Origin of the sequence: Chryseobacterium sp. 22543, from assembly GCF_052044565.1 — a bacterium.
Taxonomy (GTDB): Bacteria; Bacteroidota; Bacteroidia; order Flavobacteriales; family Weeksellaceae; genus Chryseobacterium.
This window is the reverse complement of sequence record NZ_JBQENH010000010.1, coordinates 62,703-87,910: the sequence shown is the minus strand read 5'-3', so window position 1 is coordinate 87,910 and position 25,208 is coordinate 62,703. Positions and strand designations below refer to the sequence as shown.

Annotated in this window: 15 protein-coding genes; 9 read left to right on the top strand and 6 right to left on the bottom strand. The window is 36.7% G+C overall.

Annotated elements, in window-relative coordinates:
* Positions 1–58: 58 nt before the first annotated feature.
* The gene (locus tag ACTJIP_RS22905; RefSeq protein WP_180565278.1) at positions 59–526 is read left to right on the top strand and encodes a hypothetical protein; all 468 of its coding nucleotides are present in this window, start codon (positions 59–61) and stop codon (positions 524–526) included.
* Between the two features lie 225 nt (positions 527–751).
* On the opposite strand, the gene ACTJIP_RS22900 is transcribed toward ACTJIP_RS22905, so the two are convergent.
* On the bottom strand, positions 752–3,250 hold the full coding sequence (locus tag ACTJIP_RS22900) for a DUF7619 domain-containing protein (RefSeq protein ID WP_440705133.1): 2,499 nt from the start codon (positions 3,248–3,250) through the stop codon (positions 752–754).
* Between the two features lie 100 nt (positions 3,251–3,350).
* The gene (ligA, locus tag ACTJIP_RS22895; RefSeq protein ID WP_440705132.1) at positions 3,351–5,354 is read right to left on the bottom strand and encodes an NAD-dependent DNA ligase LigA; all 2,004 of its coding nucleotides are present in this window, start codon (positions 5,352–5,354) and stop codon (positions 3,351–3,353) included.
* Positions 5,355–5,677: 323 nt separating this feature from the next.
* Here ligA and ACTJIP_RS22890 point away from each other — a divergent pair, with 323 nt between their 5' ends.
* The 8 genes from ACTJIP_RS22890 (at position 5,678) to ACTJIP_RS22855 (ending at position 19,275) form a co-directional block, all read left to right on the top strand.
* Positions 5,678–8,761, top strand: a complete 3,084-nt coding sequence (locus tag ACTJIP_RS22890) for a TonB-dependent receptor (RefSeq protein WP_180565280.1) — start codon at positions 5,678–5,680, stop codon at positions 8,759–8,761.
* Positions 8,762–8,917: 156 nt separating this feature from the next.
* Entirely contained in the window at positions 8,918–9,664 is a 747-nt protein-coding gene (locus tag ACTJIP_RS22885; protein ID WP_440705131.1) for a glycerophosphodiester phosphodiesterase family protein, read from the top strand.
* A gap of 467 nt (positions 9,665–10,131) precedes the next feature.
* A complete protein-coding gene (locus ACTJIP_RS22880) occupies positions 10,132–13,095 on the top strand; it encodes a SusC/RagA family TonB-linked outer membrane protein (protein ID WP_180565281.1) in 2,964 nt (987 codons plus the stop codon).
* 11 nt (positions 13,096–13,106) lie between these two features.
* Positions 13,107–14,555, top strand: a complete 1,449-nt coding sequence (locus ACTJIP_RS22875) for a SusD/RagB family nutrient-binding outer membrane lipoprotein (RefSeq protein WP_077415806.1) — start codon at positions 13,107–13,109, stop codon at positions 14,553–14,555.
* Positions 14,556–14,622: 67 nt separating this feature from the next.
* Positions 14,623–16,185, top strand: a complete 1,563-nt coding sequence (locus ACTJIP_RS22870; protein WP_440705136.1) for a calcineurin-like phosphoesterase C-terminal domain-containing protein — start codon at positions 14,623–14,625, stop codon at positions 16,183–16,185.
* 381 nt (positions 16,186–16,566) lie between these two features.
* Positions 16,567–17,280, top strand: a complete 714-nt coding sequence (locus tag ACTJIP_RS22865) for a 3-ketoacyl-ACP reductase (protein WP_077415804.1) — start codon at positions 16,567–16,569, stop codon at positions 17,278–17,280.
* A gap of 304 nt (positions 17,281–17,584) precedes the next feature.
* Complete coding sequence (gene prmA, locus ACTJIP_RS22860; protein WP_077415802.1) at positions 17,585–18,412, top strand: 50S ribosomal protein L11 methyltransferase; 828 nt, start codon at positions 17,585–17,587, stop codon at positions 18,410–18,412.
* A 23-nt stretch (positions 18,413–18,435) separates the two neighbouring features.
* Positions 18,436–19,275, top strand: coding sequence for an SH3 domain-containing protein (locus ACTJIP_RS22855; protein ID WP_077415800.1), 840 nt, complete (start codon positions 18,436–18,438; stop codon positions 19,273–19,275).
* Between the two features lie 914 nt (positions 19,276–20,189).
* Here the strand turns inward: ACTJIP_RS22855 and ACTJIP_RS22850 are convergent.
* From ACTJIP_RS22850 to ACTJIP_RS22835, 4 genes are all read right to left on the bottom strand, one after another.
* Positions 20,190–22,172, bottom strand: coding sequence for a KUP/HAK/KT family potassium transporter (locus tag ACTJIP_RS22850; RefSeq protein ID WP_317043604.1), 1,983 nt, complete (start codon positions 22,170–22,172; stop codon positions 20,190–20,192).
* A gap of 103 nt (positions 22,173–22,275) precedes the next feature.
* Positions 22,276–23,040: an ABC transporter permease gene (locus tag ACTJIP_RS22845; RefSeq protein ID WP_440705130.1), complete on the bottom strand. Its 765-nt coding sequence runs from the start codon at positions 23,038–23,040 to the stop codon at positions 22,276–22,278.
* Between the two features lie 11 nt (positions 23,041–23,051).
* Positions 23,052–23,804 carry an ABC transporter ATP-binding protein gene (locus tag ACTJIP_RS22840; RefSeq protein WP_077415794.1) on the bottom strand — a complete coding sequence of 251 codons (753 nt, stop codon included), beginning with the start codon at positions 23,802–23,804 and terminating at the stop codon, positions 23,052–23,054.
* A 12-nt stretch (positions 23,805–23,816) separates the two neighbouring features.
* Positions 23,817–24,923, bottom strand: coding sequence for a pentapeptide repeat-containing protein (locus tag ACTJIP_RS22835; protein ID WP_077415792.1), 1,107 nt, complete (start codon positions 24,921–24,923; stop codon positions 23,817–23,819).
* Positions 24,924–25,208 lie beyond the last annotated feature (285 nt).

Below are 25,208 nucleotides of genomic sequence, written 5' to 3'. Positions count from 1 at the left end.
TGAATAAGAAAATATCTGATTTTCTTAATTAAAAACTTGTAGTTCTACTTTTAAATTAATGGATCCTTTTTTCTATTGGCCTTTAGGCATTCTGGCATTTTTTACTATTTCAGGCGTTTTCTTTTTTATACGGAACAAAAAAATTATCGAAAAGTATAAACAGCCGGATGCGGTGGAGTTTAAAAATATCCGTGGTACTATTGTTACGGTGAGTAAAGGAGGACTTAGTTATAATAAAAGGTTTCAATGGTGTAGTTTTGAAATTTTCATGAATCAGAATTCTATGTTTTTGTTTCCAAAAGATTTTTATATCGTTCCAAGAAACTGTGTTAATCTCAGATTTGGATCAGATCGCAGAAATACCAGAAAGTCAGAAGTTTTAAGGGAGTTTCATATCTATGAAAACTATGTTGAACTGATTCTTTATCCTGACAATATGTTGAATACAAAACGCACAATTTCCTTGAATGGACTGAATCAGAAGGAAATTTTACTGTTCCGGAAAGCTTTGCTGAGAGAAGCATAAACAGATGTTCTTAGGAAACAGAGAAAGGTAAAATCATTACAAAAGAGCCTTATATAGATTACTACAAGAATAAAGAACATATAGGGCTGATTCTTCCAAAGACAGGAGAAAGTTCTCCATATACTATTATTGTTTTTAAGTGAAATATGAATTTTGAGACAGATTCGAAAAACATAAAAAGGCTGCGAATAATTTTCGCAGCCTTTTTTATAAGATTGTGTAAGTTTAATCTTTAATAAACTTCTGAATAATTGCTTTATCTTTTGTGAAAGCTTTTAGAATATAGTTTCCTTTAGTAAGTTCAGAAACAGGGATTGAGTTTCCTGTTACGCTTAATGAACTGATAATTCTTCCGGCTGTATCATAGATTTCAGCTTTGATGATCTCCTGCTTAAATCTAATGTTTAAGACATCTTTTACCGGATTCGGATAAATAGAAATAATAGTGTTTTCCTTATTGGTTTCTGCTGTAGCCAACACATTTTGAACGCTTGTTGTGTACGTATTGGTTACAATAGGGTGGTTGTAATCGAAATAGATTTTTGCAGTATTACTAAAGCTGTCTCCAAGATTTAAGGTAGATTTTGTTTTAATTTTAAACGAAACATACCCGTCATTATTCGCATCATCAAAAGGTAGTTGGATATTTTCAAAGATGAATTCTACCGTATTTGGATTGGTAATTCTTGTTACAAAATTGTGACTTCCGTTCAATGCAGCTAAACTTGATATATCAAATTTAGAAGTATCAATAACATCTTTTACAACAATATTCTGTGCATTTGCGGTTCCTGTATTTTCAAATCTGATCAGATAATGCACATAATCTCCAACCTGTGTTTGCGTAATAGTAGTTCCTTCCAGACAAGTCTTATCATTCGGGTCAAGAGAATTGACAACCACTTGGTTTAGTGTAAAATTATTGTCTAAAGGTGTTTCATCTGTTGCACCATTGATTTGAGCCGTGTAATGAAGAATATCGTCACCATGTAAAGGTGGAGTTTGTGTTGGGGTATTTAGTTTTAAAACTACCGTGATCTCTTCCAACTCTGAAGGAAGAAGATTGGTGAAATTCCATGTTAAAATGCCTGTAGACTGTGTATTGGGAGAAACTGTTGCATTCAGGAAATTCATAAGGTTATCATCGAAATTGAAAACAATATTTCCTGATTGGGTAACTGTTCCCTTGTTTTTGTAAACAATTTTATATTTTGTGTCAAATCCCGGAATAGCAGCTGTAACAGGGATGATTAAGACTTCAAGATCATTGTGCGTTCCGTTGCCCATTAAACAGAAATTTTGAGTCAATGGGCTTGTTTGTGCCGGAAAGCTTACTGTTAAAGTACTTGGAGATATCGTCCAATAGGTCGGGTTCTCTAAAATCGGGGTAATCGTATGAGTTCCTGCCTGTAAGGGAATAGAATAATTTCCTGACGAATCAGCGATCATGTTTCCGGAAGCAGAGCCGCTCGTAATCGAAAATTTTTGAAAAGATTTGCTAACATCATTGGGATCACAGCCATTGTTGTTAATATCATATTTTGTAGTACCATTAACTTTATAATAAGTACCACCCGGTGTGAATGAGCAATAAGAATTTAAGTTTATAGTATTGAGAAAGTTCGAAGATAGATAATTACTGATCGGTGCTAAATCATCATTGTCACAACAGATATATTTAAGATTAGGATTGTTATTATTAATATGAAACCAAGATGTGACGTTCAATACAGTTCCTCCGCTTTTCAGGTTAATATTTTTCAGAAGTGCATTGTCATAAATCGTTATATTTTCCAATAAAGGATTCATACTTAAATCCAGTGTTGTAAGACTATTATTTAAAGTACTAAACTGTCTTAAAGCCGGAAAAATGGAAAGATCTATAGCTGTTAAACCTGTAGACTGTAACCCGAGAGATTCTATGTTCGTTGTACCGACCAGAGATAATGTGGAAATCGGACTTTGTGAAAGATATACCGTATCTAAATTTTGTAAATTATGTAACTGAAGTGTTGTTAAAGCATTGCAGCTATAAATTCCCAGATTATTCAAATTCGTACAACCGGTCAAATTTATATTATTGGTTGAAGAGCTGTTTCTGATTTGAAGCCATTCCAGATTACTCATATTACTAAAATCTAATGATTGAACATTAGTTTTATTGATCTCCAAAGATTTCAAATTAGGACAAAGACTTACATTAATAGCATTGATAGGCTGAGCAGAATTCAAATTGTTAATGAGCAGACTTTTTAATGAATTGCTCTGCAGGTTGTAGCTCGTAATATTATTATGCTCGGAAGACATCGTTGCTAAAGATGTACAACCTGCAATATTCAGAGAAGTTAATTGTGAATTATAGTTAATTGCTAAAGCAATGAGTTTAGTCATCGTACTTACGTCAACCGCAGATACAGAAGTCCCGAATAGATACAGATCTGTTAAATTAGTAAAGCTTTTAATCCCTTCGATAGACTGAATATATACTCTGTTTCCATAATAAAGATCAGACAGCTTTACAATATTATTAGCTTCACTTTGCTGTATAATACCGTCATTATTGGTATCAACGGGAATACTGCTTCCATACTGATCTTTTGCATAGCCATTGCTGTAATCAGCCGTTAATAAAAAGTTTTTGAAAGCCGGATCAGGGATATTCACATTTTGTGCCTGAAACATCGCAAAAATGATCATAGAAATGATGAGGTAGATTTTTTTCATGTATTATTAGTTAATGGTTATTTGTTGTGATTTGAAAACAAAAATAAACCATTAAGAGGAATATCTTAATGGTTTAGTAAATAATTATTAAAAATAATTGTTATTTCTCAATCAGATCCAGAAATTGCTGCTCATCCAGAATTGTAATTGTTCCGATATCCTGCGCTTTTTTTAGCTTACTTCCGGCTTTTTCACCTACTACAAGATAGTTGAGGTTCTTGGATACAGCAGAAATATTTTTTCCACCATGCTTTTCTACCATTTCCTCAGCAGATTCTCTGGTGAATAATGATAATTTTCCGGTGAAAAGGAAAGTTTTTCCTTCCAGAACATTGGATAGTACTTCATTCGTGCTTTCTCCTTTTACAAGCTGCACACCATAAGATTTTAAACGCTCGATCATCAGTACATTTTCAGAATTCTGGAAGAACTCAACAATGCTTACTGCAATCTTGCCCCCGATATCTTCTACCTGGCAAAGCTCTTCAACAGTTGCATTCTTTAATTCCTCAATAGTTGGGAAGTTTTTGACCAGTTTCTTGGCAACTGTTTCTCCCACATGCTTGATCCCAATTCCATATAATACTTTCTCAAAAGGAATTTCTTTAGATTTCTCAATTCCTGAAATAATATTTTGGGCAGATTTCTCAGCCATTCTTTCCAATGGAAGAAGCTGCTCTTTCGTTAAAACATAGAAATCGGCAGGATTTTCAATCAGTTTTTCTCTGTATAGCTGTTCTATGGTTTCACTTCCAAGGTTGTCAATATTCAAAGCTTTTCTGGAAACATAGTGAATCATTCTTCCAACCACCTGTGGCGGGCAGTGAAGTTCGTTCGGACAGAAATGGATGGCCTGATCTTCAATTTTTACTAATTCTGTTCCACATTCCGGGCAATGTTTGATGTAGTCAACTTCTTTGCTATCTTCAGTTCTTTTATCAGTGTTTATCCCTACAATCTTTGGAATAATTTCCCCTCCTTTTTCTACATAGACGAAATCATGTTCATGAAGATCCAGTTTCTTGATGATATCCTCATTATGCAGAGAAGCTCTCTTAACGATAGTTCCGGCCAGTAAAACAGGTTTAAGATTAGCAACAGGCGTAATGGCACCCGTTCTTCCCACCTGATAAGATACACTTTGAAGCTCTGTTTCTACCTTTTCAGCTTTAAATTTATAAGCCATTGCCCAGCGGGGAGATTTGGCAGTATAACCAAGCTGTCTCTGCTGCTGTAATGAATTAACCTTTAAAACAATACCATCAATTTCAAAAGGCAGATTATGACGCTCTGTATCCCAGAATGTGATAAACTCCTGTACCTCAGCCATGGTTTTACATAATTTTGCCTGCTGAGAAATTTTGAAGCCCCAGCTCTGTGCTTTCTGAAGGAGTTCCCAATGTGTTTCTGCAGGAACTTCATCAGAAATGAACTGGTACAGTACAGAAGAAAGTCCGCGCTTTCTTACCTCAGCGCTATCCTGCATTTTCAAACTTCCGCTGGCTGTATTTCTGGGATTCATGAAAGGATCAAGACCTTCTTCCTCACGAAGCTTATTAATTTTATCAAAGTTTTTTCTGGTCAGATAAATTTCTCCGCGCATAAAAAACTGACCCGGAAAATCACCTTTTAAAGTCAGAGGAATGTCTGAAATGGTACGTACATTCGGAGTGATTTCGTCTCCCTGAAAACCATCTCCACGGGTAACAGCCTGTGACAGTTTTCCGTTTTCATAAAGAATAGAAATGGATGCACCGTCATACTTTAGTTCAGCAACAAACTCTACCGGATCTTCAATGGTTTTGATGATTCTTTTTTCCCAGTCTTCCAGGTCGTCAAAATCATAAGAATTGTCCAGAGAATACATTCTGAATTTATGCTGAATGGTAGGGAAGACTTTGGTAACACCACCCCCTACACGTACCGTAGGCGAGTTCTCATCATAAAATTCCGGGTACTTGGCCTCCAGATCCTGAAGTTCCTGCAGAAGCATGTCGAATTCAAAATCCGTAATGGTAGGAGTATCCAGTTGATAATAGTTGTCGTTATGCTGGTGAAGCTCTTTGCGGAGCTGTTCTATCTTTTGTTGAATGTTTTCAGACATTGGTTTCTATCTTTTGAGCAAAAATAACTAAAGTAATTGCATTTAAAAAATAACAGAATTAAATAGTACAGGAAAATTAAAAATACGTAATATGCCTTAACAGATTGGTTTTGTAGGAAATAAAACATTTGTTTAAAGTAATTTAACATAACGTTCTGATTTAATTAAAAAAATGTTAAAGCTTTCTTAAACACCCTGCCATTAAAGTCAAAATACCTTTGCACATCTGATTGAAAGAAACCTCAACGTGATCTATTAACATGAAAATCAAAGAGGTTTCCTGGCGAACATCAAAAAATTAATCATAAAGATCTTCGGAAGAAATGAAAAAAGTAAAGATTGTACTGGGATTATTGTTTTTAGGGCTTGGGACAATGGCGTATGCACAGACCACGCAGGCTTCTATTGTAGGGAAAGTTACCGGACCGGGAAGTACGGCTCAGGAAAAAGTGAAAGTAACGATCGTGAATGAGTCTACAGGATTCAAAACGGAAACGGAAACAAACTCAAAAGGGGAGTATATTTTTAAGGAAATTCCTCTTGGGGGCCCTTATACAGTTATTGTAAATGATGATAAAAAAGAAGGTTACAATGTGAACTTCGGAGATCAGGTTACCGTAAATATGGATCTTGGTAACGAGAAACAAATTGAAGAAGTAAAAATTACCGGAAACCTTAAAAACAAGATCGGAAACCTTGGAGCTGCTACAGCAATTTCTGCTAAAAATATCAGTATGCTTCCGGTGAACGGAAGAAACTTTACCAACCTTGCTGAACTGTCACCATTGAGCGGAAAAGGCGGAAACCTTTCCGGACAGCTAGGATCTTCCACCAATTTTACCATTGATGGGATGACGGCGAAAAACCCTACTTCTGCAGGAGCTACTACCAGCCGAAGCGGTGCGCCATTCTCCATCTCCATTGAAGCGGTGCGTGAATTCAAAATTACAACCAATCAATATGATGTGACATTGGGAAGAAGTGGAGGAGGAACGGTAAGTGCCGTTACAAAATCAGGAACCAATAAATTTTCAGGAAGTGCCTGGGAATATTTAAGAACCAACTGGCTTTCCAGCCCATATGACATCAGGGGAAATAAAAGAGATAACGATTTCTCTACTTCTCAGTTCGGTTTTTCATTGGGTGGACCGATCATTAAAAATAAATTACATTTCTTCGTAGCCTGGGATCATCAGCTGGATTCAAGACCTTTGATAATTGCCGATATCAAATCTCCGGATGATGAGAAGAGATTCAATACAACAACGCAGACTCTTAATCAGTTTGTAGATATTGCAAGAGCAAAATATGGAGTGGGAAGCGGTCCTCAGTTTGGAAGTTTTGACAAAGTAAGAAACTCGGATGCAGGATTTGTACGTTTAGACTGGCAGATTAATGAGAAGCACTTATTGACCCTGAGAAATAACTTCACCTACGACCTTAATAAAAATGGTTTGGGTGATAATACCAATATCAATTTCTTTGAATCTTACGGAAACGACAAAAACCTTGATAACAGTTTATTGTTAACCTTAAGATCAAACCTGCGGCCTAATTTAACCAATGAATTAAAGGCGCAGTATCTTTATACTTTTCAGGACAGTTATCAAAACAATCAGCTAGGGAAACCTGTTCCTAGAGCGATTGTTGAGGGTGTAGCTTCAAGTGCCGGATCTACCAATATTCAGATTGGAGGGCACCGTTTTGCACAGGAAAGCTTTAGAAATAATGTATTCCAGATTGTTGACAACTTATACTACAATACAGATAAAGTAAAATATACTTTCGGAGCCGATTTGATGTATACAACCGCAAAATCTGTGTACGGAAGTGAAGTGAACGGAAGATTCCATTTCCAGGGAATGGGTAACTTTGATGCAATGACTCCTTACAGATTCTACAGAGAAGTTCCTTTGATGGAGGATCCGTCTGTAAGATCAAATATCTGGAATCTTGGTGTCTATGGGCAGTTTCAGACGAAAGTGGCAAAAGGTCTTGATTTAATGGCCGGTTTAAGATTAGATTACGGAGGTTACCCGAAAGCGGAATTCAATCAGAAACTGTTTGATGAAATGGGAATCAGAACTGATAATCAGATCAAATCATTTGTGATCCAGCCGAGGTTTCAGTTTGACTGGAATATCAATGAAGGAAATAAAGACTTCCTTAAATTCGGTGCCGGAATTTTCTCTTCGGATATCAACAATTACATGATCATCAACAATCTTGTATTTGATGGGAAACATTTGGCTACAGTGGATGTAACGGGTAAAGATGTTCCGTTCCCGGATTTCAACAGTTATAGAAACGATTACAATTCGGTGCCTTCACTTTCTCAGAAGCAGATTCCAACCATCAACTATACCGGTAAAGATGCAAAAATTCCAATCGTTTATAAAGCGAATATCTCTTATACCCATTTCTTCAATGAAAGATTCAGAGCCGGAATTGCAGGATATATGGCATTAGGTAGAAATAATTACTATTACTATGACAGAAACATGGTGGCGAATCCGTTCTTTACATTAGCTAATGAGGGAGGAAGAGGTGTATTCATTCCTACAGGTGCTATTACCAATAATGCCAATAACAGTGTAAGTTTCGACTGGAAACAAGGAAGAATCAATAACAACTTTGGAAGAGTATTGGAATTGGCAAGTGATGGTAAAGTAAACCAGTTCTCCTTCGTAATAGATACGAGTTACCGTTACTGGAAAGATGGAGAAATCACGGCAAGTTATACATGGTCTGATATCAAAGACAATACTTCTTACAACGGAAATGTAGCGAACTCTGCAACATTATCTACGATGATTCAGAGTGATCCGAGAGACTTAAGAATGACTTATTCTGACAACCAGTTTCGTAATAAAGTGGTGATCTATGGTAACTCTCCTACCATTGCCGGATTTACATTAGGAATCAGATATTCAGGAATTGGAGGTACCCGTTTTTCTGCTACAACAGGAGGAAATATCAATGGTGACTTCGTAGATTCCAATGACCTTGCTTTTATTTTCCCGAATCTTACCAAATCTATTTTGGATGATCCGCAGGTAGGACAGGCTCTGAAAGATTATATCAACGAGTATAATGGTAAAATTGCAGAACGTAACGGAGGTAAGAATGGTTTCTATGGAGTTTGGGATGTCCGTGTAGCGAAGAAAATAAAACTTGATAAAGTAGGAGCTTTTGAACTTTCTGTAGATATCTTCAATGTGGCGAACCTACTTAACAAAGAATGGGGAGTCAACAATTCATACACAAACACATCTTTGTATAAAGTAACCAGGTTTAATAAGGATACCATGCAGTATGAGTATGCCAAAAACGTAAGTGGAGGTGGTTTGGTTCCTATGTCCGGAAATCCATATCAGATCCAGATTGGTGCGAAGTATTCCTTCTAAACAATTATCTTTTTTAACCACTGAAGACATAAAAGATATATAAATGACTCTTCTTACTATTAGTTTAAAATCTTTTATGTCTTTGTGGTTTCCATATTTTAATACCTACCTTTATCAGAAAGTTTCAGGACTTTTTTAAATTATCTAAATTATATTATGAAAAATTTTATCTTAGGGTTAGCAGTTTTAAGTACAGTTATGATGAAAGCACAAACCCAGATCATTGCCCATAGAGGATATTTCCAGACACAGCCTTCTACAACGGAGAACTCGCTTCAATCATTGGAAAATGCTCAGAAATTAAAAATTTATGGGTCTGAATTTGATGTAAGAATGACAAAAGATGGTGTATTGGTGATCAATCACGATGAACATCATGGTAAGATGGAAATTTCAGAAGCTACGTTCAAAGAATTGGAAGCATTGAAATTATCCAATGGAGAAAAGTTTCCTACGTTAAAAGATTATTTGAAACAGGGAAAAAAAGATAAAGCTCTGAAGCTGATCGTTGAGATCAAACCAGCCAAGACTCCGGAAATTGAAAATGAGATCACACAGAAAACAATCAAGATGATCAAGGATATGAAGCTGGAATCTCAGAGTGAGTTTATTTCTTTCAGCCTTAATATCTGTAAAGAGATCAAAAAGCTGGTACCTTCCTTTAAAGTACAATACCTGAACGGTGAGCTGTCTCCTGAACAGATCAAAAAAGAAGGATTGGATGGTATGGATTATCACTATAGTGTTTTCCAGAAAAACCCTACCTGGATTGTTGAAGCAAAGGCATTAGGATTAATTACCAATTCATGGACAGTAAATGATGTTGCTGTATACGATGAGTTGAAAAAACAAGGAATCGGGTTTGTAACAACCAATATTCCTGATCAGTTAAAGAATAAATAGTAATTGAAAATCCTTCACAAATAGTACAAATGAAGGGCAAAATATTCCCCTCTTCCGGAGGGGTGGTGAAAATTCAAAGAATTTTTGAAGGGGTGGTTTACAAAACCTTCTCAACCATTCGCCAGTAATCAACAATTTAAACAGTCTGTCCCTTATAAAGAGACAGACTGTTCTTTTTTAAGGGGTAAATAAAAAACAGTATGATTAAATTTGATTTATTATATTGTAAATCAAATAAATATGTATTTTGTGTGGTATTATCTCAAGGAAAGACAATAAAGATACGTAAATAGGCTTGTAAACTGGTATTAAAAAAACTTAATTACTTAAGTGTTTATTAATTAGATTCTTATGTAATGTTATTAAGGCTGAATTAATATATGGTTTAATGTTTTTTTAAGAAACGTTAAAACTGTGTTAAGGTCATCCTTATAATGTCGTTTTAATTTTGCGCAAACAAAAAGGAAATGCGTAAAGAGACACAAAAACTGTTAGTTTTGTCACTGTTGGGATTCGTCAGTGTTAATCTGGCAGCTCAGCAGAAAGCTAAAAAAGACACAGTTAAAGGACTTGATGAAGTAGTAGTAACTGCTTTGGGAATCAAGAGACATGACAGAGCTTTGGGGTATGTTGCCGAGAAAGTAGATGCCAAAACATTTGAAGAAACCCAAAATAACAACTGGGCACAATCTATGGAGGGGAAAGTGGCAGGTCTTAAAATTCAGACTGCAGGAGCAGGGCCGCTTGGAACTTCCAGAATTACTTTGAGAGGAGAAAAATCCATTATGATGGATCATAACTATGCTCTTATTGTAGTGGATGGCGTTCCATTGGGGAATTCTACCACAGGTTCTGGTACTGCAGCATACGGAGCAGGTTCCGGAGGAGATGTTCCTATTGATCTCGGAAACGGATTAAACAGCATCAATCCGGATGATATTGAATCTGTAACGGTATTAAAAGGAGCTTCTGCAGCCGCATTATACGGATCCCGTGCCGCCAACGGAGCCTTAATGATCACTACAAAATCCGGAAAAACGAAAAACGGAAAACTGAGAGTAACCTTCAATTCTTCCTCAAGCTTTGATTCCGTATTGAAATGGCCGGACTACCAGTATGAATACGGACAGGGAACTCTGGCAACCAATACGGCAGGAAACTTTTACTATTCTTATGGCCTTTCCGCAGACGGACCAAGTACAGGAGGTACAAGTAGTGCTTTCGGACCTAAATTCGCCGGACAGTATTATTTTCAATATGACCCCAATGTATTGGGACAAAGTAAGGAAAGACAATTGTGGAGACCTTATGAAAATAACATTAAAGGCTTCTGGCAAACAGGTTCTACCTACTCAAACAGCATTTCAGTAGAAAGCTCAAATGACAAAACAAGTTTCAGATCTTCACTTACCTATCTTAATAATGAGTGGATGATGCCGAATACAGGCTTTGACAGATTCAATTTTGCCCTGTCTTTTGCCCATCAGCTTACCCAAAAATTAAAAATCTCTACAAAATTTGCTTATAATACTACTTCCAGTGATAACCTTCCTGCGACGGGATATAACAACCAGTCGATCTCTTATTTCATGATCTTCCAAAATCCCAATGTGGATCTGGAATGGTATAAGCCCATCTGGAAACCGGGTCAGGAACAGGTTGACCAAATCCATCCTTTCAGCTCATTTATTGACAATCCATATATGATCGCTTACGAAATGTTGAATGGGGTCAGAAAAAAGACCATTACAGGAAACATTACGGCAGATTATCAGTTTAATAAGAATTTCAGTGTAATGCTGAGGTCAGGTATTGAAATTCTGAATGAAAAAAGAACAACCAAAAGACCATGGAGTTCTGCAAACTATCTGAAAGGTTTCTACAGAGAACAGTTTATCAAAAATCAGGAATATAACAACGACCTTTTATTCTCTTACAAAGCAGATTGGAATAAATTCAGTATTTCTGCCTCTGCAGGAGGAAGTATCCGTTATAATGAATACCTGATGACAGATTATCAGGCAATAGGATTGAAAACAGCCGGCGAATACAGCCTTACCAATGCGCTTTCAATTCCGGTTAAATATCCGGCACCAAGAGACAAACATGTAGACAGTGTTTATGGATTACTAACGCTGGGATATGACAATAAAATATTTGTGGACGTTACCGGAAGAAATGACTGGAGTTCTACACTTCCGAAGCAAAACAGATCCTTCTTTTATCCTTCAGTGAGTACCAGTTTCATTCTATCAGATATTTTTAACCTGAAAAGTAATAATCTGAATTTATGGAAACTGAGAGCTTCATGGGCGAAAGTAGGGATAGACAGTGATCCTTATCTTTTGGATAACTACTATACAGCAAGTAATATTACCGGAAGTGTGGTGGCGCCTACTACTTTCAATAACCCTTCCCTTAAACCTGAAAAAAATACCAATATTGAAGCAGGTATGGATTTCAGCCTTTTCAAGAATAGGTTGAATATTAATCTTACCGCTTATCAGAACATGAGTGAAAACCAGATTATTCCTGTTTCACTGCCTTCTGAAAGCGGATATTCCAAAAGAGTGATCAATGCAGGGAAAATCAGAAACAGAGGACTTGAACTTTCAGCTGATATCTTAGCTGTGAAAGGTGAAAGCTTCTCATGGAAAGTAGGCGGGAACTGGTCTACCAACGAAAACAGGGTGATGACTTTACCTGAAGGATTTGACGGAATCGTGTCCAACGTAGGAGATGTTGTCTTCTATAAAATGGAAGTGGGTGGTTCTCTTGGAGACATGTATGGATTTAAATTATTAAGAACTCCGGACGGAAAAGTAATTTACGGAGACAACGGACTTCCGGGAAGACCTGCAGATATTGAAAAAGTAGGAAATGCATTCCCGAAATGGAGAGCCGGTCTTCAGAATGATTTCAAGATCAAAAACTTTACGATCAGCTTCTCGTTTGACGGTCAGTATGGTGGAATTGCTTATTCTCAGTCGCATCATAAAATGTCCGAACAGGGTAAACTGAAATCTACTCTTCCGGGAAGAGATAATCCTGGTGGAATGATTGTAGGAGACGGTGTTGTTCAGAATCCTGACGGATCTTTCAGCCCGAATATAAAAGGAGTACTGGTATCTTCTTATTATGGAGATTACTATAGAAGAGCCAATGTGGAAACCAACAGCTTCAGCACAGATTTTATTAAGCTGAGAGATGCAAGAATCGCTTACTCTTTCCCGAAAGAGACCATAAAATCTCTGGGTCTGGATGATCTTACTCTTGCTATTTTCGGAAAAAATCTTTGGATGTGGACGAAGTTCCCATTGTTTGACCCTGAAGTCGCTACGCTGGATAATGCAACCATTACTCCGGGAGTAGAGATGGGGCAGCTTCCAACTGCAAGAACAGTTGGGTTTCAGTTAAATCTTAAATTCTAAAATCGTTAAAAATGAAAAAAATAATCATAAATCTGACATTGGCTGTTTCTGTTTTTATGCTTCAGTCCTGCGACAGAACATTTGAAGAAATCAATACAGATACCAGCAAAATAAAAGATCCTTCTGTGGGAAGTCTTCTTGCTCCCATCCAGTATGAAATGGGAAGCTATGGCTATAACAGAGCAGATGATTTCACTTTTGATATCATGCAGATTGCTTTAGACTTTCCGAATGAAGGAAATACCTACAGCAGATATTATATGGACGAAAAAAGTGGTAACGGATACTGGAATACCTCTTATAAATGGCTTAAGCAGGTAAGTGATCTTAGGAAATATGCTGAGAAAGAACAGAATAATAATTATCTGGCCATATCAATGGTCCTGAATGCATGGATTGCTTCCAACCTCACTGATGCTTTCGGTGATGTACCTTTATCTGAAGCAGTGAAGATTGAAGAAAATATTTTAAGACCGAAATATGATAAGCAGAAGGACATCTACATTCAGCTCTTAAATGATCTGAAAACAGCCAATTCACTATTCAACACAAACCAGGCATTAGCAGAAACAGATTTGTTTTACAATGCCAATACCAACAGCCAGACCGGTATCTTAGGATGGAAGAAATTCTGTAATTCTCTTTCATTGAGATTATTAACGAGAATTTTAAGCAGAAACGGTGAAGTAAATGTGCATGAAAGAATTCAGGAGATTATCAATAATCCTGCACAATATCCTGTTTTTCAAAATAATACGGATAGTGCAGTGCTGCCACTTTCAGGAGTATCTCCATATTTGCCGCCAATTGCCCGCCCTCAGGATTTTACAGCTTACAGATCAGCAGGTGAGTTTTTTGTAAATGCTATGAAAGATAATAATGATCCAAGGCTGAGTATGTTTTTTACGAAAGCGAAAGCAACTACCGGGGAAGATCTTGGATATAAAGGAGCTCCGTCAGGATATGCTTTAGGAACAGCTTTCAACTACCAGCCTTCTAACCTTAATCAGAATCTGGCGAAAGCACCTTTAAAAATATTAATCATGACCTATTCTGAGGTTCAGTTTATTCTGGCAGAATTGGTTAACAAAGGAATTATTGCAGGAAATCAGCAGACCTATTATGAAACCGGAGTAAAATCTATTATTGAACAGTGGGGAGCAACAGTTCCAGCCAATTACTTCAGCAATGCAAACGTAGCTTACGACGGTTCTTTACAAAAGCTAATGCTTCAGAAATATATTTCCCTGTTTTTTGTAGACCATCAGCAATGGTACGAATACAGACGTACAAAACTGCCGGTACTTCCTAACAACGGAGGGCTTCAGAACGGAGGACAGATGCCTGTAAGATTTATGTATCCTACCACCACAAAAGTGATGAATACGGATAATTATAACGCAGCCGTACAATCTATGGGAGGTGACAATATCAACGTAAAAATGTGGTGGAATAAATAATTTGAGATTTAAAGATTAAAATAATTTAAAAATTAAAAAGATAATGAGTATCAATATAAAATGTATCATGCCTTGCCTGTTTGTTTCAGCAATGGCATTCTCACAAACTTCTGTTTCCGGATTTGTATACGAAGACAGTAACAAAAATCAAAAGAAAGAAAACCGCGAAAAAGGAATTGAAGGTGTAGCCGTTTCTAACGGAGCTCAGGTAGTTCTTACGGATAAAAACGGACGATACAGCCTGCTGGTTCAGGAAGATCAGACTATTTTTGTGATCAAACCTTCAGGGTATCAGACTGCTTTAAATGCGAACAACTTACCTCAGTTTTATTACCATCATAAACCAAAAGGTTCTCCTGCAGATTTCAAATACAAAGGAGTAGCTGCTACAGGAGATCTTCCCAAAGAACTCAACTTCCCACTTTATAAGCAAAATGAAAATAAAAACTTTGATATCCTTGTTTTTGGAGATCCACAGCCTTACACAGAAAAAGAACTTGATTACTTCAAAAGAGGAATTGTAAATGAAGTGAAGAACACTAAGAAAAATGCAGTGTTGGGAATCAGTCTGGGAGATTTGGTAGGAGATAATTTAAGTCTTCAGAAACCTTATGCAGACGTTATGAAAGAAGTAGGACTTCCTTGGTATAATGTAATGGGAAATCATGACATGAATTATGATGCGAAAGAAGACCGTCTTTCCGATGAAACATTTGAGTCGAATTTTGGTCCGGCCAATTACTCTTTCAACTATGGTAATGTACATTTCATCATTCTGGATGATATTCTTTATCCGGATCCGAGAGATGGAAAAGGATATTGGGGAGGATTCCGTGAAGATCAGCTTCAGTTCATTGAAAACGATCTGAAACTGGTTGATAAAAGTAAACTGATTGTCATTTCTTTCCATATTCCGTTGGAACATAGCAATGAAGACAGCTTCAGAAATGCGGACCGTCAGAAACTATTTGATTTCTTAAATCCTTTCCAGAATGTATTGCTTCTATCAGCACATACACACATCCAACAGCAGATTTTCTATGGGAAAAAAGCAGGCTGGAATGGAATCAAGGAATTGCATGAATATAACGTAGGAACTACTTGCGGCGATTGGTATTCTGGAACACCGGATGATGCCGGCCTTCCTACTTCTACCATGAGAGACGGAACAGCAAAAGGATATTCATTCATCAGTTTTACAGACAATCAATATAAAGTTAAATACAGAACAGCCGGCAAACCGGAAGACTATCAAATTAAGCTATATATCCCAAAAGTAATTCCTTCCTCAAGAACTTCTGCAAAAGTGTTGGCCAATTTCTTCATGGGAAGCAAAAAAGACAAAGTAGAATACAGAATAGATAATGGAAAATGGGAAGCAATGGAATATGATGAAACCATAGACCCGAATTTTGCGCTTTCTGTTTTCAAATGGGATTCTACAGAGAAAATTCTTCCGGGAAGAAGACCTTCCAATCCTGAAATGTCAAAGCACATCTGGGAAGCAGACTTTCCTAAAAAATTATCATTAGGAAAACATAAAGTTGAGGTGAAGGCTGTTGATATGTATGGAAACGAATTTACCGCTTCAGAAGAATTTGAAGTTCAGAATTCAATTCAGATTCCTTAAGTTTTTATTTTTTTTACTATACCTTTTTTAGATTTTGAAGCCGATCCAACAGATCGGCTTCTATTTTGCTGAGGTTCATGGAAACCACAAAAGTCACAAAAGGTTATTAATGGTTAGAATAATTTAAAAGAGTAATGATCCTGCATAAAAGTTTATATAAAATGAAAATCGTAGATTTTCATAAAACTTAAGTGTACTTCTTATACTTAAAGCGAATAGCTTAAAAACTTAAGTGTCTAAAAACTTTTGTGACTTTTGTGGTTTAAGAAAATATAAGTTTCAATTGCCTTTCCAAACCATTAAAAAACTATTAAATCCGTGTTTTAACCATTTCATAAAAATGTTCTTTCGTAACTTTGTATAAAGAAAAGTATTATTACTATGAATATAAACGGAAAAAATGCCATCGTAACAGGTGGTGGAAGAGGATTGGGGAAAGCTGTAGCACTTGCTTTGGCCAATGAAGGAGTAAACGTTGCCATTACAGGAAGAAATGAGGAAAACCTAAAAATGACGGTTGAAGAAATCAAAAAACTAGGCGTAAACTCAGCATACGCAGTTTTTTCTGTAGACAATGAAATTCAGGTAAAAGCTGGAATTGAATCTTTAGCAGAACAATTGGGTGGTATTGATATCCTAATCAACAATGCAGGGATCGGAGACTTCGGAAGTATTGAAGAAATGCCTTCTGAAACATGGGAGCAGGTGATTAAAACCAATCTGTTTGGAGTATATTACGCAGCGAAAGCAGCTCATCCGTTTATGAAAGCTAAAGGAGAAGGTGATATCGTAAATGTAGCTTCTACAGCAGGTCTGAAAGGTGGTCCGAATATGTCTGCATACGCCGCTTCAAAGGCTGCAGTAGTATCTTTATCACAATCTATGATGGCAGAATGGAGAAAACAAAACATCCGTGTAATTACTTTGACTCCAAGTACCATCGCTTCAGATATGAGCATCCAGGGAGGTCTTACAGATGGAAATCCTGATAAAGTATTACAGCCGGAAGACTTCGCAGAATGGGTAAGAGATATTCTTAAAATGAACAGAAGAGCACTGATTGCAAACGGATCAATTTTCTCTACGAATCCATAAGAGGTTAAAAATTTAAAGTTCAAGGTTTAGAGTTTAATGTTATCAGCAGAGCATTGTTAGTCTACCTTGAATAATAAAAATCAATAGGAGCGGGCTATTATCCTGAGCGTAGACGAAGGGAGCCCGCTTTCTTTTTTTACGTTTCCATTTTAGGCATTAGCCAAAACTTAGAATTTCCCTGCAATTCAAAAAATCTGTATTATCTGCGGGATAAAAAGCATAAAAATCCCCGGTTTCAGCCAAAAATTACGCTATCATTTTTTTAACCGTAATAACATTAGTATTTTTGCAGCAAATTAGTCACATGCAAAATTATTTAGAATTCAATTTCAAAATTTCTCCATTGCAGCCTTGGAATGAGATTTTAATGGCGGAACTTATAGAAATAGGTTTTGACAGCTTTACAGAAGAAATTGACGGAATTTTAGGATATATCCAGACAGAATTGTTTCAGGAAGAGCAGTTGAAAGCACTTCCGATTTTTGAAAATGAAAACGTAAAAATCGAATATTCTTTCGAAGAAATGCCTAATATCAACTGGAATGAAGAATGGGAAAAGAATTTCTCTCCAATCAATATTGATGATAAAGTATTGATCAGAGCCGAATTCCATGAATCGGTACCTGGAATGCATGAAATTATCATTCAGCCTAAAATGTCTTTCGGAACAGGACATCACCCTACCACCCACCTGATGATCCAGCAAATGATGGATATTGACTTCCATGGTAAAAAGGTATTGGATATGGGATGTGGAACTTCTGTACTGGCAATCTATGCGAAACAGCAGGGAGCAGGAGATACAAAAGCAATCGATATTGATGAATGGTCGGTAGAAAACTCAAAAGAAAATGCAGTAAGAAACAGTGTTGAATTAGATATTGAACAGGGAACTGCTGAAAATTTAGGAAAAGAAAATTTTGATGTTATTTTAGCCAATATCAACAGAAATATCCTTATTTCAGATATCCCGACTTATGTTTCAGTATTGAATGACGGTGGAAAACTATTACTTTCAGGACTGTGTTTCTTTGACGTAGATGATATTCTTGAAGTATGTAAAGAAAGCGGACTGGAACTGAAAAAGCAGCTACAGCGTGAAGAATGGGTAAGTCTTCTGCTTGAAAAATAACACACAAAAAACAAAATACGAATATGAAAACTTTATGGACAGCTTTATTTTTACTGATGCTGCAGTTTTTTACAGCGCAGGAAAATGAAGTATATGCTGATGGAATCTTTGGTTTTGAAGAAAATAAGACGCAGAAAATCTTTACAGACTGGACCCGCGTGAGGCTGTATCCAGGAGTCAATACTCAGATTGTAGATTCATTGCAGACCAATCAGCAGGTGGTGATTCTTAAAAAAGAAGAAACTGTCCTGAAATTGGGAGAAAGAGCGGCCAATTGGTATAAAATCTCTTATCAGAAAGGAGAGAATATATTGGAAGGATATATCTGGGGTGGTAATCTTTGTGTAGGGTACCGTAATAAAAACGGATATGATTTTCTCTTTGGACTTTCCAAAACGATTGACAGGAAGAATAAAGAATCCAATGAGACCGAAAAACAGAACATTGCCGGAATAAAAGTAATGGAAGGAAATACACTCATTGATGAGGTATATTTTGATACAGGAAGAGGAGAGGAGTTGAGTTCAGCGGCATTCAATATAGAAAGCAGCCACAAACTGCAGAATGTTGAATTTACCCTGAAAGCAATGGTTTCCGGAGAAGCCTGCGGAATCGCAAGCTATGATCAGTATGTTCTTTTTAAGGATAAAAAACTGATTACCCTTCCACAATTAATGAATGTAGGTGATGCCGGAGCTTTTTATCACAGTGAAGAATATGTTTTTCCTAATGATAAAGGAGGAATTTCTAACGCATTTATCCTAAAAGTGGAAGACATGGAAGTGGATGAGAAAGACAGAGAGAAGAAGAAAAGCTCTTTTAAAACTTATCTTTGGAACGGAAGTTCTTATAAGTTAAAATAATACTATTTCCTTAAAATAAATTAAACCGTTGCAGCAGCAGCGGTTTTTTTATTGTATAAAAAGGGTATAAAAAATAGGACTGGAACAATCCAATCCTACCCAAACATGATTAAGTGTATAGTTGAGCCATAAAGGCTACAAGGAATTAAAGCACAAAAAGATTTTTATTGATTCTTAATCAATGTTTCTTTACTACTAATTAAAACTAACTATGTAACCTTTTGGCTGAGTTTAATAGTGTTTAATACCAATGTAAGCACGCCAATGGATATAGGTTTCTATGTAAACTATGGCACTCCTTCAAGTCCCAATTGGATAACATTTGCTAAATCGGCTCCTGCATAATATACATTACACGATGCCTATTCTAATGGTGCGGTAGTTCCCGTCACTCAGGGTATTCCTGTTGGTACAACTGTAGAGCTATTATTTTAATAAACAAATGATTTAATTTAAATGCTTTTCCTTGGTGAAAAATAGTACAAGCTTTGTAGTTTGTAGGGATGTTTTATCAAATAAACAGAAGCCATTTCAGCGAAAGCGTATTCTACAAACATAGATGAATTTAAAGAAGAAAAATTTAGGCACTTTAAAAAGTGCCTTTTTTGTTTTGTTAACTATTAGTTGCTACTTACCAAAATAAATAGTTTTTATAGAGGTGGAAATAACTAATAGGTAAACCTACATAATGAACTTTGTTTTATGAATTTTCGTTATGGTAAAGCTAAAATCAGCATCCTTATCTGTGATAACTTTCTATCAGAGGGAAGTAGTTTCATTCAATTCTATTTTCAGAAGTTGGTCTTCTAATATATTCAGCTTTCTTTTTACATTTTGATAGTATTGAAATTGTTAATTTCTCACCCTCATTTCAAATACGCTTTATTGTCGCAATGGTCTTCCTGCTGGATAAATTAATTTTCTTTTCTTTCTAAATGATTCTGAACAAAAGGAACCACAACCAGTGGATATTGTTCTACTTCTAAATGACTTTTATCTAGTCCAAAATTGATATGATCTTTTATAGACAGATGTCTTAAATTGTAATAGGATTTCATGACAAAGTTCTTCCACAGGGGCATTTTGTTATCATAAGAAAGAAAACTATCCATCATGATAAATTTGAAATCACCTATTTTATTTTGTTGATATACCTGTTCTAAAGAATCTGTGACATCAATTTCATTTTTTTCAATCATGTCATTGACTACCTGTTTGAAATAATAACCAATTCTTGGTTCCTCACGGAATCCCAAGTCAAACTGAATAAAATAAACATCATTTTTAATAATAGTATCAACAGAATATTTCTGAGCGTAAGGTTCATCTAGAATATTGACGTGAACAAACCAATAAATATCCGCACGTTTAGGCAGGCCAATTTTTAATATGGAATCAATAACCGTTTTTTCGATTTTTTTTTCGGAATTCGTTGTTGTAAGATATACAAGATTTGTAGCATATTTTGGTATATTTTCATCCGTGCTCAGTTTGTTAAGTGTAGGAATATGATCCGCTAACTTTTCGAAAGATTGTATCTCTGATTTTATTTGTCTTCCTCTCCACCAGATATACATAATACTGAATAATGAGAAACCAATGATCAAAGTAATCCAACCGCCGTCTTTTACTTTCTGTAGGTTGGCGATTAAGAAACTTATTTCTACTGTTAAAAAGATACCTGTAATAAGGATATTCAGTATCATAGGAACTCTTTTTATCCTCAGATAAGCATTGATCAGTACCGTACTCATAAGCATGGTAAGGGTAACGCTGAGCCCAAATGCAGCTTCCATTTTAGTACTTTCCTTGAAGTATAATACCATTCCTACACAACCACACATCAGAAACCAGTTTATTGCCGGAATGTATAACTGACCTTTTATATTACTCGGAAATAATACTAAGTGTTTTGGCCAGATATTCAATCTTATTGCTTCGTTAATTAAAGTGAAACAACCACTAATTAAGGCTTGTGAAGCAATAATAGTTGCAAGGGTTGCAATTACTAAAGCCAGCCAGAATATGGATGGTGGAACAATATGGTAAAAAGGACTTAGGTTTCCGACTTCTTCACCCACGTGATTTAAAAGCCAGGTTGTTTGCCCGGCATAGCTCAATACCAAAGCAATTTTTATAAAGATCCAGGAAATTCTTATATTATTTCTCCCAGCATGTCCCATATCACTATAGAGCGCTTCAGCACCGGTAGTACAAAGAAAGATACTTCCCAAAAGCCAGAATCCTTTTGGTTCATTGACCAGCATTTGGTAAGCATAATAAGGGTTTAATGCCTTTAAAACACCCCAATTATCACTGAGTGCCATTGCGCCTAGAATACCAATAAATCCAAACCAGATAACCATTGCAGGCCCAAATACTTTACCAATTTTATCCGTTCCAAATTGCTGAAAAATAAATAATGCAATTAAAATCCCAATAATTACAGGAACCGTATTAAAACCGGGAACAACAGCCTGAACACCTTCTATTGCAGATGCTACAGAAATTGGTGGGGTAATAATTCCGTCTGCCATTAAAAAGGCACCCCCAGCCATAGCAATAAATACAAGCCATTTTCCGCTGTATCTTCTGACTAAAGCATACAAAGAAAAAATCCCTCCCTCGCCCTTATTATCAGCCTGCAGAGTAATGAGTACATATTTTATCGTGGTCTGGAAAAGAAGCGTCCAAAAAATGCAACTTAAACTGCCAAGCGCAATAACTTCAGTTATAATTTTATGGTGAAAAACAGCATTTAAGGTATATAAAGGCGAGGTCCCAATGTCCCCAAATACAATACCTATGGCAATTAATGATCCAGCGAGAGTGATCTTTTTATGAAAATCTGAGCTGCTTTGTCCGGTCATAATATGTTTTACTGCAAAATAAGTCAATTTTTACAATGTAATTACTAAAGGCGTAGTAAATTGTATTTTTTTTTACCATGCTGCTAACAGTATTTAACTGACTGGAATGAAATAAACTACAAACAATCTTTTATACCCTTTTATACACTCGCATCGCAAGGAAATAAGCTACGACCATAATTCCTAAACACCAGGCAAGGGCAATCCATATATTATTACCTACCGGCTGGTTTGAAAGTAAAGCGCGGATAGTCTCCACTATTGATGTCACGGGCTGATTTTCCGCAAAAATGCGTACTGGCCCCAGCATAGTCTCTGTTGGTACAAATGCGGAGCTAATTAGCGGTAGGAAGTGGATGGGATAGGCAATTGCAGTTGCACCATCCACCGATTTTGAAGATAATCCGGCAATCGCTGCAATCCATGCCAAGGCTAGCATAAATAATATCAGTATGCCAGCTATGGCAAGCCATGACAATATTCCTGCCGGCGAGCGGAAGCCCATAATGAGCGCTACAATAACAATTACAGCAAGTGAAATCAGGTTAGAGACTAAAGAAGTCATTATATGTCCCCATATTGCAGCCGAGCATGCTATAGGCATGGAGTGAAATCGCTCAAATATTCCCCGTTGTACGTCATTAAACAAGCGGTAAGATACATATCCTATACTGTTTGCAATAGCAATAATCAGGATACCTGGTAATAGATAATTTACATAATTATCCGACCCGGTTTTTATGGCGCCTCCCAGCACATAGACGAACACCAGCATTAGCGCAATCGGCATGATCGTGACTGTAATGATCGTATCGGCGCTTCGGGTCACATGGCGCATAGACCGTCCAAGCATAACACTCATATCTGTGAAAAAATAGTTCTTATTCGTTTCCATTATTTTCTTTTTTATACGATAATTGAAAGAAATATTTCCTCTAATGTGGGCTGTTTTTCAATATATTCAACTTTTGCGGGTGGAAAGAGCTTTTTTAACTCATCTAGAGTTCCGCTCACAATGATCTGACCTTTATGGAGAATGGCAATATGATCTGCAAGCTGTTCAGCCTCCTCCAGATACTGGGTGGTAAGGAATATCGTAGTACCGCTGCCCGCAAGCTCTTTTATAATTTTCCACGCTTCAATACGGGCTTCAGGGTCAAGTCCGGTAGTTGGCTCATCGAGGAAAATAATTTTTGATTTTCCTACAAGGCTCATGGCGATATCAAGTCTGCGGCGCATACCTCCCGAATAAGTTGATGCTCTTCGGTTAGCAGCATCGGTCAGCCCGAGGCGTTTAAGCAAATCGCCTGCAACTTTTTGTGGGTTTTTGAGATGTCTCAGCTTGGCGATCATAACCATATTTTCCTGTCCGGTCAATATTTCGTCTACGGCTGCAGACTGCCCCGTCAGACTAATGGAATGCCGCACGTTGTCTGGTTGTAAGGTAACGTCAAATCCGTTTACCATAACAGTTCCGGCGTCTTGTTTTAGCAGCGTTGTGAGGATTTTGACCATTGTTGTTTTACCTGCTCCGTTGGAGCCAAGCAAGGCAAAAATGCTGCCTGCTTTTACTTCAAAATCTACTCCTGTCAATACAGGGATATTTTTATAGGACTTTTTCAATCCCTGCACCGAGATGGCAATTTCATTTTGTAACATAATTATTTCCTTTTAAGGTGTTAACAATGTGATCTCAGCCATATCTGCTTTCCCATTTTTCAAAAAAGCATATGTTATCTTATCCACTTTACAGCCCATAAATTGGATGCGTTTCAAACTATTGTTTTTAAAGAAAGTGTTAATAAGAGTTGAATTCTGGAATGTCACCTTTTTAAAGGTGCAGTTTTCAAAATAACAGTCCTCCAAAGAACCTTCGAAAATTATATCCTCAAGCTGCATTCCAATAAAAGAAGTGCGGTTCCAAACTGCATCTTCTATGGTATTATCCACAAAGGATCCGGATTTAAATTTCGCTCCGGTAAACTTCGATCCAGAGAAATCGCAGCCTTTGATATGACTTCCTGAAAATTCAGCTTCTTCCAGACAGCAGTCATTAAATATATTGCTGGCTAAGCTGGAATTCTGAATATGTCCGCTACTGATGTCGGAATTTGAAAATCCACTGCTTTCAACATGACTGCTTTTTTGAAGTCTCATCCCGGTAAGATTGGCATCCGAGAAATCACAACCCTTTATATAGCTCTTTGAAAATTCAGCTTCTTTAAGTAAGGTGTCATTAAACAGATTACTCACTAAGTGGGAGTTCTGAAACTGACTGTTGCTGATATCAGAACTTGAGAAATCACAGTTATCAACATGATTATTTTTTAAAAGAAGACCTGATAGATTTGAATCGATAAACTTACAGCGTTGCATATTGGAAGAGCTGAATTTCTCATGAAGATTTTTCAATCCGGAAAAGTCAGCATCCACCCAGTTTCCACCTGACATATCCCAGTTAAGTTTTTTCTCCTTCGTTTCGGGAGATGACTGTACAGCAACAGGTGACGCCAATTCAGCCGGCTCTTTTTCTGAAAGTTCAACGGGTGTTATTTCATCAGTCATAGGTTCTAAGCCTTCTGAAAAATAATTAAGATCAACGGTTAGAATTTCAGCGAGACGGCTTAAAGTAATGATGTCAGGCATTGATTCTCCGCGTTCCCACTTTCCGACCGCCTGAGGACTAATGAACAGGCGCTGGGCAAGCTGGGCTTGAGACATATTCATTTTCTTTCGAGCTACGGCAATTCTATTGCCAATTATTTTTGTATTTAACATAGCTGCTATATTTCTTTTTTTGGTATTACAAAGGTATATTAGATGCATTTACAGAATCGAAAAAAACACAAAACTTATAGTTGTATTGACGTTATTTATGGTTGTTATTGACAACCAGGTGTGGTATATCCGGATTTTTTTAAGAAATGTCATCACTTTTATTCTGTTTCAGCTCCTCATTAAAATATTTTCCTATCAAAATAATCAGACATCTGATACGTGTGTCGTAAATCATTCAGTGAAATGTAATATATTCCATTGCCCATCGGTCAATATTTTTTTAAA